The organism is Paenibacillus xylanilyticus (assembly GCF_047246825.1).
In the GTDB taxonomy this organism is placed as follows: domain Bacteria; phylum Bacillota; class Bacilli; order Paenibacillales; family Paenibacillaceae; genus Paenibacillus; species Paenibacillus xylanilyticus_B.
This window is the reverse complement of the sequence record NZ_JBFOLB010000002.1, coordinates 947665-966503: the sequence shown is the minus strand read 5'-3', so window position 1 is coordinate 966503 and position 18839 is coordinate 947665. Positions and strand designations below refer to the sequence as shown.

General features: G+C 49.7%; 11 protein-coding genes and 1 pseudogene. 10 read left to right on the top strand and 2 right to left on the bottom strand.

The window, feature by feature from the left end:
- The first annotated feature begins 5 nt into the window (after positions 1-5).
- A complete protein-coding gene (locus AB3N00_RS19095; protein ID WP_175397218.1) occupies positions 6-440 on the top strand; it encodes a PTS sugar transporter subunit IIA in 435 nt (144 codons plus the stop codon).
- Positions 437-1582 carry a mannitol-1-phosphate 5-dehydrogenase gene (locus AB3N00_RS19090; RefSeq protein ID WP_413035984.1) on the top strand — a complete coding sequence of 382 codons (1146 nt, stop codon included), beginning with the start codon at positions 437-439 and terminating at the stop codon, positions 1580-1582. The genes AB3N00_RS19095 and AB3N00_RS19090 overlap by 4 nt, the downstream gene beginning before the upstream one ends.
- 85 nt (positions 1583-1667) lie before the next feature.
- Here AB3N00_RS19090 and AB3N00_RS19085 read toward each other — a convergent pair whose 3' ends face one another.
- Both AB3N00_RS19085 and AB3N00_RS19080 read right to left on the bottom strand, forming a co-directional pair.
- Positions 1668-1961 carry a cysteine-rich CWC family protein gene (locus AB3N00_RS19085; protein ID WP_413035983.1) on the bottom strand — a complete coding sequence of 98 codons (294 nt, stop codon included), beginning with the start codon at positions 1959-1961 and terminating at the stop codon, positions 1668-1670.
- A 33-nt stretch (positions 1962-1994) separates the two neighbouring features.
- A complete protein-coding gene (locus tag AB3N00_RS19080; RefSeq protein ID WP_413035982.1) occupies positions 1995-4004 on the bottom strand; it encodes an endonuclease MutS2 in 2010 nt (669 codons plus the stop codon).
- Positions 4005-4563: 559 nt separating this feature from the next.
- On the opposite strand from AB3N00_RS19080, the gene AB3N00_RS19075 reads away from it, so the two are divergent.
- The 8 genes and pseudogenes from AB3N00_RS19075 to pulA (AB3N00_RS19040) all read left to right on the top strand — a co-directional run bounded on the left by AB3N00_RS19075 (position 4564) and on the right by pulA (AB3N00_RS19040) (position 18771).
- Positions 4564-6900, top strand: a complete 2337-nt coding sequence (locus AB3N00_RS19075) for a helix-turn-helix domain-containing protein (protein ID WP_413035981.1) — start codon at positions 4564-4566, stop codon at positions 6898-6900.
- 284 nt (positions 6901-7184) lie between these two features.
- Positions 7185-8138, top strand: coding sequence for an ABC transporter permease (locus AB3N00_RS19070; protein ID WP_413035980.1), 954 nt, complete (start codon positions 7185-7187; stop codon positions 8136-8138).
- 44 nt (positions 8139-8182) lie between these two features.
- A complete protein-coding gene (locus AB3N00_RS19065) occupies positions 8183-9055 on the top strand; it encodes a carbohydrate ABC transporter permease (protein WP_095289558.1) in 873 nt (290 codons plus the stop codon).
- 71 nt (positions 9056-9126) lie between these two features.
- Positions 9127-10626, top strand: coding sequence for an extracellular solute-binding protein (locus AB3N00_RS19060; RefSeq protein ID WP_413035979.1), 1500 nt, complete (start codon positions 9127-9129; stop codon positions 10624-10626).
- Between the two features lie 23 nt (positions 10627-10649).
- Positions 10650-11752: pseudogene (locus AB3N00_RS19055) on the top strand (glycoside hydrolase family 88/105 protein).
- Between the two features lie 106 nt (positions 11753-11858).
- Positions 11859-13370, top strand: coding sequence for an extracellular solute-binding protein (locus AB3N00_RS19050; RefSeq protein WP_413035978.1), 1512 nt, complete (start codon positions 11859-11861; stop codon positions 13368-13370).
- Between the two features lie 169 nt (positions 13371-13539).
- The gene (gene pulA / locus AB3N00_RS19045) at positions 13540-15603 is read left to right on the top strand and encodes a type I pullulanase (protein WP_413035977.1); all 2064 of its coding nucleotides are present in this window, start codon (positions 13540-13542) and stop codon (positions 15601-15603) included.
- Positions 15604-15894: 291 nt separating this feature from the next.
- The gene (gene pulA / locus AB3N00_RS19040) at positions 15895-18771 is read left to right on the top strand and encodes a type I pullulanase (RefSeq protein WP_413035976.1); all 2877 of its coding nucleotides are present in this window, start codon (positions 15895-15897) and stop codon (positions 18769-18771) included.
- The last annotated feature ends 68 nt before the right edge of the window (positions 18772-18839 follow it).

The following is an 18839-nucleotide window of genomic DNA, read 5'->3' as shown; positions in this document are numbered from 1 at the left end:
CAAAAATGAGTATACTTACAACAGATAAAGTGGTTATGAACGCGACGGCACAGGACAAATATGAGGCTATTCGCATGGCAGGACAAATTTTGAAAGACGCAGGACATATTACCGCAGATTATATCGACAAGATGCTTGAGCGTGAGGAAATTGTATCCACCTATGTGGGCAACGGACTTGCGATTCCGCACGGAACCAAAGAATCCAAATCGTTCATTCTGTCCACGGGTATTTCTGTCATCCAGTTCCCGCAAGGTGTAGATTTTGGGGAAGAAAAAGCTTACATGGTCATCGGCATTGCCGCTCAGGGCGGTGAGCACATGGAGATCCTGACGAGCATTGCGGTGATCTGTGCCGAGGATGAGAACATGGAAGCACTCCGTTATGCCAAAACGGCAGAAGAAATCATTACCATTCTCGAAAGTGAAATGGAACTATGAAGGCCCTTCATTTTGGAGCAGGGAATATCGGACGTGGGTTTATCGGATTAATCCTGTCTCGCGCAGGATATAACGTTATGTTCTCGGATGTGAATCAGGAGCTCGTTACCGCACTCCAGCAGCGCGGGCAGTACACGGTGGAACTGGCGAACGAGTTCAAGGATACGGAGACGGTAACAGGTGTGAGTGCGATTGATGGAACACAGCTGGAGACGGTTGCCCAAAACGTTGCGGAAGCAGATCTCGTTACAACCGCAGTCGGTGTGGGGATTCTGAAACATATCGCGCCAGGCATTGCCAAGGGTCTTGAGGCGAGATTGAATGCAGGTTTGGTACAGAAACCTCTTCATATTATCGCATGTGAAAATGCCATCGGTGCCAGCACGCAGCTAAAAGAACATGTGTATGCTTTGTTGGAAGAACCTGTTCGGGTTCTTGCCGATCAGTATGTATATTTTCCTGACTCCGCAGTAGACCGGATCGTACCTATACAGCATCATGAAGACTCGCTGCATGTGCAGGTTGAACCTTTTTATGAGTGGGTTGTGGATCGTTCACAGATGGCACCTGCGTTCCTTCCGATCGAAGGAGTACTCTATGTTGATGATCTCGAACCTTATATTGAGCGCAAACTGTTTACCGTAAACACGGGACACTGCTGTGCCGCGTATATCGGTTATGTGAACGGATACGATACGATTCAAAAGGCGATTGCCGACGACAAGGTGAAATCCCTAGTCTATGGAGCCTTGCAGGAAACGGGTGAGGTTCTTGTGAAACGATTTGGTTTCAACCCGGAGGACCATCAGCAGTATATATCGAAAATACTTGGACGCTTCGTGAATCCACATCTCACGGATGAAGTTACCCGGGTAGGCCGCTCCCCGCTGCGGAAGCTGTCCCCCAATGACCGTTTGGTCCGTCCGGCACTTCAGGCATATGAGTATGGGATGGAAACGACTAATCTGGCAAGAGGCATGGCAGCAGCCTGCAAATTTGATGTACCGGATGACTCCGAGGCAGCAGAACTGCAGGATCTGATCAAACAAAAGGGTATCGCTGCAGCACTCAGTCACTACACATCCATGGATGAGCAGCACCCGGTGCTCAAGCAGGCTGTGGAACATTATCATCAAATGTAAATTGAAATTCAACCCCATATATTGATTGAGGTCTATAATAGCAACTCAATAGCAACCCAATCGCAAAACAAGAGCCTCACAGTGGTTAACTGTGAGGCTCTTGTTCATGTTCAGCCTGATTCTTATACGTCTCCAGGCATCGCTGACAGATGCATGACTTGCGCCGCTGCTCCGCCGGAATGCGATCAAACACGCCTTCGGGAAATTTAGCGTGATTACACCAGCATTCGGAGTGAGGGCGGCCGGCCGCATAAGAGCAGCCATTGGCTTCACCACACAATGGGCATATGAGCACATTGGGTTTGGATGCAGTTGTATCTGTCGTTTTGGCCTGTGAATTCGAACTTCCGCTCATGGATGGTACGCCTACTTTCTCCATATCGTCATACCTCATAGTATAACAGGGACGGACTTATTCTTCAGGTGGTAATTCAATCATCAGCCCTTCGACATGTTTGCGTCCCATTAATTTGCGCTTCTTCCGATTCTCCTTCGTCTCCAGCACAATATCCAGGTCATAGTCATCGCCTGGATACAGCTCATCTGCGGAAATATGAAGCGTTAGGCGTTTCTTATGAATCTTGACTTTGCGTCCGCGCAGCATCACCCCGATGTTTCCGCGGCTGTCTTCCACGTCACAGACTATTCCTGCTTGATTCAGATAGGCTGCGTAAACACGATCCCCTTTTCGGAATTTTTTTGCTGGGAGAGCAGGCTGCGTCCCTTCTGACAGACGGGATGAATTGCTTGCTTCACTCTTCACTGGCATCTCTGCTCTTTTCACCTTTTTCTGTACAGCTATGGGGTGAGGAGGCAGCTCCCGGGCAGGACGTTCTGTGAATGTTGGCTTGGCTGCAGGTTCAGTTGGACTGAGGCTGCTGGATTGACTTGGTGAAACACCTTGATTCGAGATGGATTTGGAGCGATCAATAATGCGCTGTGGCATCCCCAATTTTAATGCGATGGAATATGCGTAGCTCTCTCCAGCTTCCCCGATCCGCAAACGGTAAAGGGGCTGCAGCGTAACCGTATCAAATTCCATCCGTGCATTTTCAAATCCTGGCGTGGCAGCGGCAAAATGCTTGATCTCGCCGAAATGGGTCGTGGCCACTACAGTTGCTCCGCGGCTGTGAAGTTCCTCTAGCATAGCGATAGAGAGGCCCACACCTTCACCTGGATCCGTCCCGGAGGCCATCTCATCAATGAGCACAAGCGTGGATGCATCAGCCTGCTCCAGGATGCCGATCATGTTGCGGATATGTGCCGAGAAGGTGCTGAGTGCCTGCTCCAGACTCTGTCCGTCACCAATATCGACAGCCACTTCGTGATAAACGGCCATCTCGCCGCCTTCACCCACAGGAACAAGCAGACCGGACTGCATCATCAGGGTGAGCAGTCCCAGTGTCTTGAGCGCAACTGTTTTGCCGCCCGTGTTCGGTCCTGTAATAATGAGCGAGGAATAGTCCCTGCCGATAGCAAAATCCAGTGGAACCATGGAAGCACCCATTAAAGGATGACGTGCCTGTCGAAGCGTAACCAGGCCCGATGTATTCACTTGTACAGCACGTCCGTCCATGGTTGCAGCATATTTCGCTTTGGCAAACAGGAAATCCAGTACCCCTACCGTTTCGGTATTCAGTGCAATCTCGCGATTATACGACTCTGCCAAGGAAGTTAAGTCACCCAGGATTTTCATTTCTTCCCTGGACTCTTCGGCTTGCAGCGAAGTGAGCTCCATCTGCAGACCTACCAGCTCTGCCGGTTCAATATATACGGTTTGCCCGCTACCGGATTCATCCAGCACACTGCCTTTGACCTGTTTGCGGAATTCTTTCTTGATGGGCAATACGGTTCTGCCGCCGCGCTGACTGATCACGTTCTCCTGCATGATGGACCGGTGCTTGCTAACGAGGGAATCCAGCTTGCGCTTCATTCGTTCCTCGTGCACGGTCATCTTTTTCCGGATACGTGTCAGCTCCTTGCTCGCCTGATCCTGAATACGCCCGCTGTGGATGCAGCGTTCAATCTCGCTTAACAGGGATTCCATCCGCATCATGGAAGAAGCATAACGACTCACTGTGGGAGCTGCTTCGGATTTGCCCTCCATGTATTTCATGAGTTGTGCACAGCTTCGCAGAAATTGCGCAAGTTGACTGAAGTCGCGTTCACTGAACAGATAACCGGTACCGAGCAGGTCCATAATGGTTTCCATGCCGTCTAGCGAAGGGATGGGAACACTGGCGCCAAAACGGATCAATGCCGCTGCCTCTTCTGTTTCGGCGAGTCGCATCTGGATCAGTTGCGCGTCCACCATGGGTTTCAACTCCCTCGCGTACCGTTTGCCCAGATAGGAAAGGGCGCAGGATGCGACGTTGTTTTGAATGTGGTGATAGCCCAAAGTGTTCAATGTGTTTTCATTCATGCTTGATCTCTCCTTGAATATAAAATGTAATTTCGGTCGGTTCCAACTCTGAATCTATTCCTGAAAAACGCAAAAAGGGCGGAGAATGAACAAACGTCATTCTCCGCCCTAAATGTAGGGGAAAGCAGAGTCCATGATAGGTCTATACAAAAAAATCCACGCTGAACACAGCGCGGAAATAGACCCGGACAAGTACAATCCCGGAGGCGATTTATGATATCCGCTGTTCTTAACTAAGTACAGGGTTACGGCGCATCATGAAATACACGTATGCCATAAGGCACAAGCGACATGAAAAGCCAAACTCCTGAATATGAAACTTGATTAGTTAAGAACGCTCACCGACATCAAAATCTCTCCTTTGATTGAGGAATATGCCTCCACTATAAACTGGAAATTGCCCGAAAGTCAACCTTAAGAATAAATAGTGGACTTGAATAAGATTGGGTTTTAAAATAACAATAGTAAATTAATCCAATGAAAGCGATATTATACAGATGGTTTTACATACGAACAGGCATTAAAACATGCATATTCTATACAAAGGAGGATGCTCTCATTGCCTAAATATTTGCTGCGTTTGCTCTGCTTTACCATGATTCTTGGAGCCCTTCCGGTCATCGTGATTGGTTCAGTCTCTTATTCGATCGCTTCACGTGACATTGAACAGAAAGTACGTGAAAGCAATTTGCAGATTCTGCATCAAACCCAAATGCGAGTAGAGCAAGTTCTGCGCAGCCTGCAATTGTCATCCATCCAGTATGTGAATTCTCCATTGGTATTAAAAGCGATGAAAAAACCGCTGGACAGCTCTGAATTTCAAGAAATACGTGATCTCACGTCCGGGTTCAACAATCTGCAAGCGGTTACAAACATAGATCAGGCCTATCTGGTTAACCTGGATCAAGACTGGGTGGTTTCCATGAGGTCATTTGGGAAATTGGATGATTTCAGTATTCGGGATCGGATTGGCTCCTACCTCACGTATACGAACAGTCTGTTCTGGGTGACTCAGAATGAAAATTCGTCATTAGAAAGCGTGCCGGCTTCAGCGGGGCTGGGAGAAAGTTCACAAGAACAGATGCCCACACTTATTTCATCGGACAATGTGGTTAGCATGGTATTCAAAATCCCGATGGTACCGACCAATGTCAAGCCCAAGGGATTTCTCGTAATTGATATCGCAGATGCAGAGCTTAGCACCTTTTTGAGCCGGAATCCGAATTCCGGAGATATGTATGTGCTGGACCGGGAGCAGAAGTTTTTTCTGAATGATACGGAACAAGAGGGGAAATATGCTGCCCTGAATGAGCAGATCCATGAAAAGGTGGAATTGACCAGCCAGGCAGAGGGTTTCTTTAATGCTGAAGTGGAAGGAAACCCGGTGGCCGTCAGTTACAGGAAATCTCCACTCAATGGGTGGTTGTATGTATCGGTCGTATCCCTTGGACAGATCACCGCCCAGTCGCAGAAAATTGCACTGGTTACAGGAGTTGCTACACTGGTCATGTTATGCGTGACCGGATTGTTCGCCATATATGGCAGCCGCCGGATGTATTCTCCCATTTCCAGACTGCTGCAGTTTACCAAGGGGCTGGATTCGCCTGCCCTGCAGACGGGCCGGCGACAGGATGAATTTATTTATATTGAAGAGCGTTTATCGACATTGTTCAGCTCGGAAAAAACGCTGCGGGAACAGATGAAGGGACAGCATATTCATCTGGAGGAGTTTTTTATGACCAAACTGCTAACCGGCAAAATCTCCGAAGAGGATTTCAGATATCAGGGAGAACGTTATGACTTCCCGGCAGGCTGGTCGAGTTTGGGTGTACTTACGCTTCAGATTGATACTCTGGAAGGAACAAGGTACGAAGAACAGGACAGGGACCTGCTGCTGTTTGCCGTGAACAATATGGTTGGAGAGCTTCTGCCAGCGGAGCTGCGCTTCACGCCGGTTATGATCGATGACGCCCAGGTGACGGTGCTGGCATCCGAACTGAATGATGAGCTGCAGCTTAAGGAGTGGATGCACACACAGGCAGAATGGATTCGAGAACGGGTCGTAACCTATCTGAATCTGCCCGTAAGTATCGGCATAAGCCGTGCTTATTCTGCCATAGGAGACACACCGAGAGCGTATCAGGAGAGCCGGGAGGCACTGCAGGGCCGGGTGAGTCTGGGAAGCCGCATCATTTTGCATTATGAAGATATTCAGCCGCGTGGTCAGACAGAGGCTGCCTTATATACACAGCTCAGAATGATTGAGGATCAGCTTGCTTCGGCCTTGAAACAAGGGGATGAAGAGAAAACGGATGCGTATTTTACCCAGTATCTGGGGCTGCTTGCTGATAAGAAACTGCATTTCAGTGAATATCCGGTCATTATGGTTCAGCTTTTGTCCCGTGTATACCAGCTTGTGCAGGAACAGGGCGGAGATGTGGCGGAAGTGCTGGGTGAGAAGGCATCCATGGCCCATTTGCTGAAGCTTTCCACGCTCGATGAAATGACGAAATGGTTCCGAAAGCGTTTGTTTGTGCCCGTGATTCGGTTCTGGCGTGAGCAGGAAGAATCCCAGTACATGAATATTGCCCGGCGAATGATCCGATTGATTGAGGAGCGGTATGACCGTGAGCTATCCCTGGAAGCTTGTGCGGAAGAACTGAATTTTCATCCCGTCTATTTAAGCCGGGTATTCAAGAAGGAAGCCGGGGTGAATTTTACCGAATATCTGGCCGAGTACCGTATGGAAAAAGCCAAGACCTGGCTGCAGACGACCAACCTCAAAATATCGGAAATCGCCGAGAAACTAAACTACACCAATCCAACCGCATTTATTCGAACCTTTCGCAAAATCACGGGTACGACCCCCGGCAAGTACCGGGAACAGCAGCGGTAAAACAAGCCTGCTCTGCCTGCCACGGCGGGCAGGCTTTTTCATGTCTGTAACCCCCATGTAACCGGGCTGTCTTCTTCCGGGTTAAGACAGGAACATCGAGGTTAAAACGAGTTCATCCACGTCTGAGATCCAACAGAGTAATCGAGGAAAACCCTTGCAGGGCAAGGAAAAACAAGAAGCTAAAACCGGACGATAGCCAGTGATCCTTTTATCCTCCACAATGAAGGCATGAATTCAGGAAGTGATCTTTTGTAATCGTTTCCAATGTGGGGGAGGAAGACACTATGAAAGCCGAAACGGCGGCTCGAACACGGCCCGCTACCCGCAGTGACAAAAACCTGCTGTGGAGGGACATTATCAAAAACCGGTGGCTTTATATCATGTTGATACCGGGCGTGCTTTACTTTGTTATTTTCAAATATATACCCATGTATGGCATTACGATGGCTTTTCAGGATTACACACCTTACAAAGGCATTCTGGGGAGTGACTGGGTAGGATTCAAGCATTTCCAACGTTTCTTCGGGGAACCGCAGTTCTGGACATTGTTCCGGAATACGTTTTTGCTGGCGATCTATAATCTGGTCTTTTTCTTCCCGCTGCCAATTGTACTGGCATTGATGCTGAATGAAGTGCGCCGTGAGCGATTCAAGCGTTTTGTACAGACTCTGGTTTATGTACCTCACTTTGTTTCGTGGGTTGTCGTTGTTGGGGTGTTCTACATGCTGTTTACGACAGAAGGTGGCGCCATCAACGAATTACTGTACAGTCTCACGGGACAAAAGATAGCTTTCCTGCTGGAACCAGGCTGGTTCCGCTCCATGATTGTAGGACAATCCATCTGGAAAGAGGTTGGCTGGGGCACGATTATTTTCCTTGCGGCACTCTCCGGTGTAGACACACAGCTCTATGAAGCGGCACGGATTGATGGTGCCAATCGCTGGCGCCAGACATGGCATATTACGCTGCCTGCGATCCGCAGTACGATTGTTATTTTGCTCATTCTTCGTCTGGGCAACTTCCTGGACACAGGCTTTGAACAGATCTTCCTGATGCTGACGCCGACCAACCGGGATGTGGGTGAGGTATTTGATACCTACGTATATACCAAAGGTTTGACACAGGCACAGTACAGCTATAGTGCCGCAGTCGGTTTGTTCAAGTCGGTTGTTGGGCTGGCGCTTGTACTGGGTGCCAATAAACTGGCCAAAAAATTCGGGGAGGAAGGCGTCTACTGACATGAGGAAGCAGGCGTTTTCACCAGACAGGAGTGAACATTAAGATGCAACAGGATAAAACGTGGGGCAACCGCATCTTCGATATTGTCAATCATGGCTTGCTGCTGCTGATCGGAATCGTGACCGTCATTCCGTTTATCTACATTTTGGCTGTCTCGTTTACCAGCCCGCATGAAGTGGCAAAGGGAGGATTCATTCTTTTTCCGAAAGAATTCTCCCTGGCTGCCTATCGCTACATTTTCTCAACGGATACACTGATTCGCAGTCTTGGGGTCTCGATCTACATTACCGTGGTCGGCACATTAATAAACCTGCTGTTCACGTCACTGATGGCGTATCCACTATCCAGAAGATACTTGCGCGGACGACAGCCGATTCTGCTCGGTGTATTGTTCACCATGCTGTTCAGCGGAGGGATGATTCCAACCTATTTTGTAGTCAAATCGCTGCATTTGACCGATACATTATGGTCTCTGATGCTGCCCACCGCCATCAGTGCCTTTAACCTCATCGTACTCAAAAACTTCTTCCAGGCTATTCCGGATGAACTGGAGGATGCCGCCAAAATCGATGGTTGTAACGATGTGGGTGTTCTGTTCCGAATTGTATTGCCTTTGTCGATGCCGGCGATGGCCACCTTCTCCCTGTTCTATGCAGTGGCTCACTGGAACAGCTTCTTCAACGCTGTCATCTACATCAACGATAGTGAGAAGTGGCCGGTTCAGGTCTGGCTTCGTGAGATTGTCATCCTGGCACAGAGCCGAATTGGAGACACGAGTATTGAAGAGACGGAGATTCAGCCGCTGACCATACGCATGGCTGTCATTGTGTTCTCCACAATTCCAATCATGCTCGTATATCCGTTCCTGCAAAAGCACTTTGCCAAAGGAGTGATGCTGGGGTCGGTAAAAGGTTGAGATTGGGCGATTGAAATTGAATGATGCAAAACGCTGAATCAGCAATGTACAAAAGGGGAGGTTTTCATTTGATGAGAGCAACAAAAAAGAAAGCCCTGGCTGTCCTGAGCACACTTGCGCTGGTAACGGGACTGCTGGCTGGATGCGGATCAGACGAGGGGCAGGCTGCCGAGGGCGGCGTACAGAACATATCCATCGCGATTGCACAGGTGGGAGATGTACCGAGCAAGGGCAATGAGGTTCAGCAGAAAATTGAAGCCTTTACCAACACCAAACTGGATATCCAGTGGATTCCTGCTTCGGCGTACAATGACAAAATTAACGTCATGATCGCTTCCAGTGACATGCCGAAGATTGTCAAGGTGCAGTACAACCCGACGGTCACAAGCGCAATGCGTAACGATGTGTTTTGGGAAATTGGTCCCCTGCTCAAGGATTACAAAAATCTGTCTGCACAGAACGAGCGTTTCTTTAACAATATCAAGGTGGATGGCAAAATCTATGGTGTGCCGGTATTCTCCGATATTGCCCGGGCAACGGTCATTTACCGCAAAGACTGGTTTGACAAGCTGAATCTCAAGGTGCCAACCACACCGGATGAATGGTATGAAACGATCAAAACACTGGCGACTTCCGATCCGGATGGAGATGGTCAGGATAATACGTTTGGTCTGATGCTGTTCAAGAAATATAACGAAGATCAATATTCCTTCACGACGCGTCTTGGTGTAAGTTTTGGTGCACCGAACAAGTGGAAGGTAGAGGATGACGGCAGCTTCACACCGGAATTCATGACGCCGGAATACATGCAGGTACTGGATCTGCTGAAACGGCTCTATTCGGAGAAACTGCTGAATCAGGATTTTGCCGTATTTGATTCGACTGAAGCAGAGAAAAAATATGACTCCGGCGTCGTTGGCATACGAGTGGGCGTAGCTCAGAACGGTAAGAGTCAACAGGAGCGCTTGTCCAAAAATGTTCCGGATGGTGAGGTAGACATCGCAGGTTTGCTTGGAGCGAATGGAGATCGTGTTGCAGGGCAAACAGGCAACTCCGGTATTCTGGCTTTTCCAAAAGCAACGGTGAAATCTGAAGAAGAGCTGAGAAGCCTGCTGACCTTTCTGGATAAGCTTATGGAACCGGAGATGGCAACGCTGCTCATGCGCGGGATTGAAGACAAACATTTCAAAAAAGCTGGAGAAGATCTGGTGGAAATGAGCGACTTCGATGCGTTCCAGCGTGAAGTGAAGCCATATCGTGATAATTTGCCATACGTTGAAGGATACAATGTACCGAAATTGAAGGATACGGATCTTGGAGTCAAAGGCACTGAGCTCGCCAAAGAGCTGGCTGAACATGCCGTTCCGAATCCTGCGCTTACCCTCTACTCACCGACCTATGGTGATCGTGGAGCTGACCTGGATCAGATGATTGCAGATGCACAAACCAAATATATTATGGGCAAGATCGATGAAAATGGCTGGAAACAGGAAATAGAGAACTGGGCCAATGCAGGCGGAACCAAAATTCGCGAGGAGTATGCTGAAGACTATAAGAAACAGGCTCAATAAGCGAGCGGAAGCGGAGGTTATCGATGAAGGAAACATTGCAGTTCACACCGGTACGGATGGCGGAACAATTCATGGAAAGTTACCGCAACCACCAGCTGTATCCCACATGGCATTACGAGAACGGTTGCCTGCTGAAAGCGCTGGAAGAGCTGTACAGTCGTACGAGCGAACCAAAGTATTTCGATTACATCCGGGAGCTGATGGATAAGTTCATTCAGGAAGATGGCACGATCCGCACGTACAACGTTGAAGAGTACAATTTGGACCAGATTAATCAGGGGAAATCCCTGTTTCTCCTGCTGGACAAAACAGGCGAGGCGAAGTACCGCAAGGCAGCGGATCTGCTCATGGTACAGCTCAAGGGGCAGCCGCGTACGAGTGAAGGTGGATTTTGGCACAAGAAAATCTATCCTTTTCAGATGTGGCTGGATGGATTGTATATGGCGACCCCCTTTCTGACGCAATATGGTGCAGTAACAGGTGAAGAGAAGTGGTTTGACCGAGCGGCTCAGCAGCTGCTGCTGGTGGAGCGGCGTACACGTGATCCGCGAAGCGGTTTGCTGTACCATGCCTGGGATGAGAGCAAGGAGCAGCGCTGGAGTTCGGGTGAGTCCGGATGTTCTCCCCATGTCTGGAGCCGGGCAATGGGTTGGTATGTGATGGCTGTGGTGGATACACTGGATCATTTGCCGGTAGACCATGAACAGCGCGGACAGATTGTGGGTATCTTCGAACGTGTGGCGAATGCACTTCTACATGTGCAGGATCAACAGACGGGGTTATGGCCGCATTTGCTCGATCAGCCGGGACGGGAGCGCAATTATCTGGAAGCATCGGTACGTCGATGTTTGTATATGCGTTAGCCAAGGGTGTACGTAAGGGGTACTTGAGCGGCAAATTCCAAGAGGTTGCGGAAAAAGGGTACCAGGGTCTGCTGCAGCATTTGCTGCAAACGGACCGTGAAGGCGTATTGTCCCTGACACAGTGTAACGGCGGGGCAGGTCTTGGGGGAAGTCCGTATCGTGACGGGTCGTATGAATATTATGTAACCGAATCCATTCGCATCAATGATCCGAAATCGGTTGCTCCATTTATTTTGGCAGGGGTAGAGATGGAACTGGCTTAAAGCTGGTTCTTTTCTTCAGACCATTCATGATAACGCATACATGTTTGTTTGAATCCATTGAGGAAAAATGCTGAAAAATTTCGGTATTCAAAAGGAGAGATGGTTCATGAGTCCAAAAGGTCGGATGTCCCGTTTAGGCGGAATCGTTCTTGTTGGTGCAATGTCCGCTGGACTGCTTGCAGGCTGCGGGGGAGAAAAGGCTCCAGCTGCCGGGGAAGGCAAGTTTCCCATTTCCATCTCTTTGATGCAGGTAGGCGATGTGCCCGCCAAGGAAAACGGGGTGGAGCAAAAGATTGAGGAATATACAAATACGGATGTCAATGTTCAGTGGATTCCACAGTCTGCTTTTGATGATAAGGTGAACGTCATGGTTGCCTCCGGAGAGATGCCTACGATTATGCGCGTGAATTACGTACCGACCACGTTCAATGCAGCCAAAACGGGACTGTTCTGGGAACTGGGCCCTTACCTGAAGGATTATAAAAACCTGTCTGCACAATCCGAGGCGTATTTTAACAATATCAAGATTGAAGGCAAAATCTATGGCATTCCCAACTTCCGCGATATCGGACGAACGGCCATCGTTTACCGCAAGGATTGGTTCGACAAGTTGAAGCTGGATGTGCCCAAAACGCTGGATGACTGGTATGAAGTGATGCGTTCCATGCGCAAGGATGATCCCGATGGGAATGGCAAGGAAGATACGTATGGTGCGCTGCTCTTCAAAAAATACAACGAAGGGGTGTCTTCCCCGCTGACGCGGATTGCCGTGAGTATTGGAGGGGTGAACAAGTGGGGCGTGGATGATGCGGGCAAACTGACCCCGGAATTCCTGACCACAGAATATGTGGACACCATGAAGCTGTTCAAACGACTGTTCAGCGAAGGGCTGATCAACAGTGATTTCCCTGCTCTCGATCCTTCGGATGCGGACAAAAAAATGGACTCTGGCCTGATTGGCATGAAGCTGAACGGTGTGGCGCAGAACGGAAAGTCATCTCAGCAGCGGCTTACGCCTAACGCTCCAGACGGGGTAATCGATGTAGCTCCGTTCCAGGGAACGGACGGCATACGCATCGCCGGGGAGCCAGGAAACTACGGAATGCTGGTGATCCCGAAGGCTGCGGTGACGGATGAGGAGCAATTGAAAAAAGTGCTCACATTCCTCGATCAGCTGATGGATGAGGAGCTGAGTACGCTGCAGCTGCGCGGACTGCTCGATGTACACTATACCAAGACGGCCGATGGCAAAACCGAGCTTAAGGACTTCGACGCTTATCAGCGCGAAGTGAAGCCGTACCGCGATAATTTGCTAAGTGTTGAAGGGTACAACGTGGCTGAATTGGTTGATGTTCCGATTGGCATGAAGGGCACGAAGATGGCGCGTGAGAATGAGCAGTACGCCATTCCGAATCCTGCGCTCACGCTGTCGTCAGCCATTTACACCGAACGGGGCCAGGAGCTGGATCAGATGATCTGGGATGCACAGACCAAGTACATCATGGGCAAGATCGACGACGCAGGCTGGGAGCAGGAAGTGGCTAACTGGCGAAAAGCCGGGGGAGATCAGCTCATCTCTGAACTGGAGGCATCGTACGCCGAATTGAACGGAAAGTAACGAAAATGCTGTATGTGCACGTCTTTGAGAAGCTGTCTTTGCGTGAATAAACGTGAAGCACGGCTTCTTTTTCTTGCCTAGGATTATGGTTGGGCAGCAGAAAGGGTATAAAAAGAAAGGAGTATTCTTTCCATAACCTATTATACTCACCGAGAGGGGCATGTACATCATGATTGAAGAACATGACAAGCAAGAAATCTTATATGCAAAAGATACATACCAAGGAAGCGATCTTGGCGTTACGATTGAATCCGGATTCTGCCAATTCAAAGTATGGAGCCCTGATGCCGTTCAGATGGACGTGCTTCTCTATGATCCATCAACCATCGAAGTTCCTGGGGGGGAAGAAGGGCAGCGGGTCGTGTCCAAAGAAATACCGATGCAAAAACAGGAGCAGGGCATCTGGTTTTTGAAGCTGGATGGAGAGTGGGATGGCTATCACTATATGTACCGGGCCACTTTCAAAGATGGACGACAGGAGACAGCGGTGGATCCCTATGCAAGGGCTGTGACCATGAATGGTGAAATGGGTGTCATCATCAGGCTGGAACAGACGAATCCCGAAGGGTGGAATCAGGATGTCCGGCCAGAGCTGAAGAGTCCGGTGGATGCCGTATTGTACGAGCTGCATGTGCGCGATTTTTCAATTCACCCTTCATCCGGCATGATGAACAAAGGCAAGTATTTGGCTTTTACAGAAACAGGGCTGCGCGATTCCGAAGGCAATACGCTGGGGATTGATCATTTGGCCGAGCTGGGCATTACCCATGTGCACCTGCTGCCCGTGTTTGATTTTGCCACCGTGGACGAATCGAAGGCAGGCGACAGTGAATTCGGTGGTTCAGAGGATTCCAGCTACAATTGGGGTTATGATCCGCTCCATTACAACGTTCCCGAGGGCTCTTATGCTACACGGGCAGATGAGCCCGGGACACGCATTCGCGAGTTCAAGGCCATGGTGATGGCACTTCATCAGAAAGGCATCGGGGTCATTATGGATGTGGTGTACAACCATACGTTTAATACGGCAGATAGTTCGTTTGAGAAGCTGGTACCGGGATATTACTACCGCCAGAATGCGGATGGTACGTACAGCAACGGCTCGGGAACCGGCAATGAAGTGGCTACAGAACGTCCCATGGTTCGCAAATTTATTATGGAATCGGTACGCTATTGGGCAGAGGAATACCATATCGATGGGTTTCGGTTTGACCTGATGGGATTGATTGACACGACCACCATGAGAGAACTTGCTGCAGAGCTGCATGAACATGTGTCTCCATCCATCCTTCTGTACGGTGAGCCGTGGGCGGCAATGGAATCACCTCTAGGGGAGCGAATGACCCTTAAGGGAGATCAGAATAGGGCCGGACTTGCTGTATTCAACGATAATTTTCGCGGAGCAATCAAAGGGGACAGTGATGGAGCTGAGAAAGGATTCGCTACAGGAGCGGAGGGCAAGGAAGAGGATATCTGGACGGGGGTGAGGGGAGCCATTACCGATTTTACGGCAGGCCCGTCCGAGACAGTGAATTATGTAACGGTTCACGATAATCTTAACCTCTGGGACAAGGTTGCTCATACGCAAGGGATAGAAGAGCAGCTGGGGTTTATCTCCTATGATGATGAGGGACATGTTCGGGGATATGACAGTGTAGAGCGGGCTGTACAGGATGCGAATCCATATGGGCAGATTGATCCGAATCGCATGTTGGAGAACGAAATGGTTCGGCGCTGTTTACTTGCGAATGGCATTGTACTGACTTCTCAGGGAATTCCCCTTCTTGCGGCCGGGGACGAGTTTTTGCGCAGTAAATATGGCGATGCCAACAGTCACGAGAGTGGAGATGCGGTCAATGCGATTCGTTGGGAACAAAAGCAGCAGTTCAAGCCTGTGTTCGATTATTATTGCGGGCTGATTCGGCTTCGTCGTGAGCATCCGGCTTTCAGATTCCGCACCCGGGACGAGATAGATAAGCATGTACATTTACTTGAGCAAGACAAGAGGCTGCTTGCCTATGAGCTGTCAGGCAAGGCTGTCGGAGATTCATGGAGTCGTATTATCGTGATTTATAACGCGGCAAATGAAAGCCGCACCATCTCGATCCCCTCCGGGGTGTGGAACGTGGTTGCAGAGCGGGGACAGGCAGGACTCGATACGCTGCGTACCATTAAGGACGGGGAGGTCAGTGTACCGGCTGTATCCCTGATGGTCATGTATTCCAAGGGTTGAGTTCTGTATTGGTTAAGCACTTTTTCTCTCGATTACGGAGGGAGAGGGTGCTTTTTTGTCTTTTTTTCATCAGGACAGGTACAAATGCTGTCAATATGCGCCGCTTGTTTACATATGCTGTATTTTGTAAGCGATTGCTGCAGGTGTTTGACAATTATCCAGCGAGCGACTTCATGAAAGCCTCTGTTCAACCGATATGTTGAGTACAGACAACCCCAGGTTGACAAATGACGTCCCGCTCCGTAACATCGGGACAACACGAAATCAATGGATATAAAGGCGGTGGGAACGATGCCGGAATGGACATCCTTTCGTTATGAAGGCAACGATCTTGGCTTAACATATACTCGTGCGGCTAGTACATTCAAGCTGTGGGCCCCTACGGCCCGGCAGGTTTCTATATTGGTTTTTGAACATGAGGGCAGCTACAATGCCTCTGGATGGGTAACCGAACATGATGATGGGCAGGTAAGCGACATGGCCCGTGATGAAGACGGGATATGGAGTGTGAGGCTGGCAGGTGATTGGGCAGGACACTATTACATGTACCGTATTACGCATGACGATCAGCGTGTGGAAACAGCCGTGGATCCATATGCCCGCGCTGTGTCGGCGAATGGGCAGCGCACAGCCATTGTTGATCTCGATACAACACATCCACCGGATTGGGAGCTGGATGTAAAGCCCGTTTTTCAGCGTCCGGCAGATGCCGTTATTTATGAATTGCATGTCCGTGACTTCTCTTCTGACCCTTATGCCGACATTCCGTACAAAGGCAAATTCCTGGCGTTTACGGCTTCGGGGCTGACCGACAGGGAAGGTCACCGTATCGGTGTAGATCATCTGGCCGAGCTTGGCATTACCCATGTGCATCTTCTGCCCGTGGCGGACTATCAGACGGTAAATGAGCTGGAAGCCGCTGAAGACGGCTCGACGTTCAGAGCACCCTATAACTGGGGGTATGATCCGCAGCACTATAATGTTCCGGAGGGCTCCTATGCTACGGACCCGCGGGATCCGGCAACGCGAATTCGTGAGTTCAAGGCCTTGGTGCAGTCCCTGCATCGCCAAGGCATACGTGTTGTGCTTGATGTGGTCTACAATCATACGTATGGTGTGGATGAAGGTCCTTTTGACCGGATCGTCCCCGGGTACTTTTATCGCTATCGTGCAGACGGCACACTGAGTAATGGATCGGGTGTAGGCAATGAATTGGCTACGGAACGTCCAATGGTTCGGAAATATATTATAGACTCCCTACTGTATTGGGCTGAGGAATATCATGTGGACGGTTTTCGCTTCGATCTCATGGGTCTGATTGACACGGATACGATGAATGAATTGACCCGTGAGCTGCGGGAGCAGATTGATCCGGCGATTCTGATCTATGGAGAACCGTGGACTGGGGGAGAATCGCCACTGGATCGGAAAACCTTAAAAGGAACCCAGCGTGGTCAGGGTTTTGCCGTATTTAACGATCATTTCCGCAGTGCCATTAAAGGAGACAGTGATGGCAGCGGGAAAGGATTTGTTACCGGAGCGGATGGCAAGGAGTATGAGATGGTTACGGGATTAGCAGGGGCAATTGATGACTTTACATCCTCCCCCGTAGAGACCGTCAATTACGTCACCGCCCATGACAACCTGAATCTGTGGGACAAAATCGCAACAACGATGAATCTCAGACATGAACTGGGTTTTCCGACGTGGAGAGATGGGCTGCCTATGGAAGGTGGAAGTGCGGAATCGGCGGTAAAAGCAGCGGATCCTTATCGTTATGTGGATGCTGATGACGTGCTTCATCATGAGATGGTTCGCCGTTCTTTGCTGTCGTCCGGGATATTGCTTACCTCTCAGGGCATCCCGTTTCTGCATGCAGGGGATGAGATGCTGCGATCTAAAGCGGGGGATCAGAACAGCTACCGCAGTGGAGATGCTGTCAATGCAATTACTTGGGTCAACAAGTCCCGTTTCAGACCTGTCTTTGACTATTATCGCGGTTTGATTCATCTGCGCCGCACACATCCTGCCTTTCGCATGATCAGCGCAGACCAGATCCGCAATCATCTTCGTATTATTCGTGCAGATAGAAATGTCATTATATTCATGCTTCAGGATGGAGCGAATGGGGATACCTGGAATCGGATTATGGTCGTATATAACGCGACAGCATACCAGCAGCAGATTCAGCTTCCGGAAGGTGACTGGCATGTTGTAGTTAATGACCACCAAGCAGGTACGGATTCTATTGGGATAGTTAACGGCATGGTACCTGTAGAACGCTGGTCGTTGATGGTTCTCTATGATATCGAACATGCAGGCGGTACGGAACCGGCTACTATCGAGATTAATTCTCCGCGTCAGGTATATAGTCCGGGTGAAACCGCCGAGCTGCGGGCCATTGTACGTGATCGTCTTGGTAATGTTGTAGAGAATAGAGAGGTCATCTGGAGTTCCTCGGAACCGCAGTTGATCCAGATTGAGCCGGATGGAACGATTCATGCGAAGGAGACGGGGGATGCAGCAATAACGGTTCATTGCGGTCATATCCATGCAACATGCATACTGCAGGTGAAGCATCGACATGCCGAACGAATTGAGATTGTAGGTGAAACGGTTCTGTATACGACACGAATCAGCCGCTTCCGTGCATTGGTGCTGGATCAATTTGGGCAGCCACTCCAAGGGACCACAATACGCTGGAACGCCTCAAATTCGGATGTTGCATCAGTCAGTGCAGCCGGAATCGTCCGTGCCTTGTCACCAGGGACGACACAAATTACGGCCATGGCTGGCAGAATTCAGTCAACCATAACGATCAAAGTGCACAAACACATCTCACGGATCGTAACGCTGCGTTATGAACGGGAGGATCAACAGTACGAGGGATGGGACGTTTGGGTATGGGGCACAGGAATGGCCGATGGAGCGGTACCCCTTGAGCGGGTAGGCAATGCTGCAGAAGCTCGAATCCGTGTAGCTCCAGGTTTGCATCATCTCGGCTTGATCATCCGGCTGAATGAGTGGGAGGCCAAGGACACGTGTGGAGACCGGTACGTGGATATTGTGCCGGAGGATGGGGATGTGCAGATTATCGTGCATAGCGGCACAGATCAGATGCAGGTTATACGGGAAAGTGACGAGGAGGATAATCGTAACAGCGCTTAAGGTGTTATTTTTATGTGTCCATGTAAGGCTTAAAAAGCCATGAGTGTCAGACAGTCGGAAGAGATTCC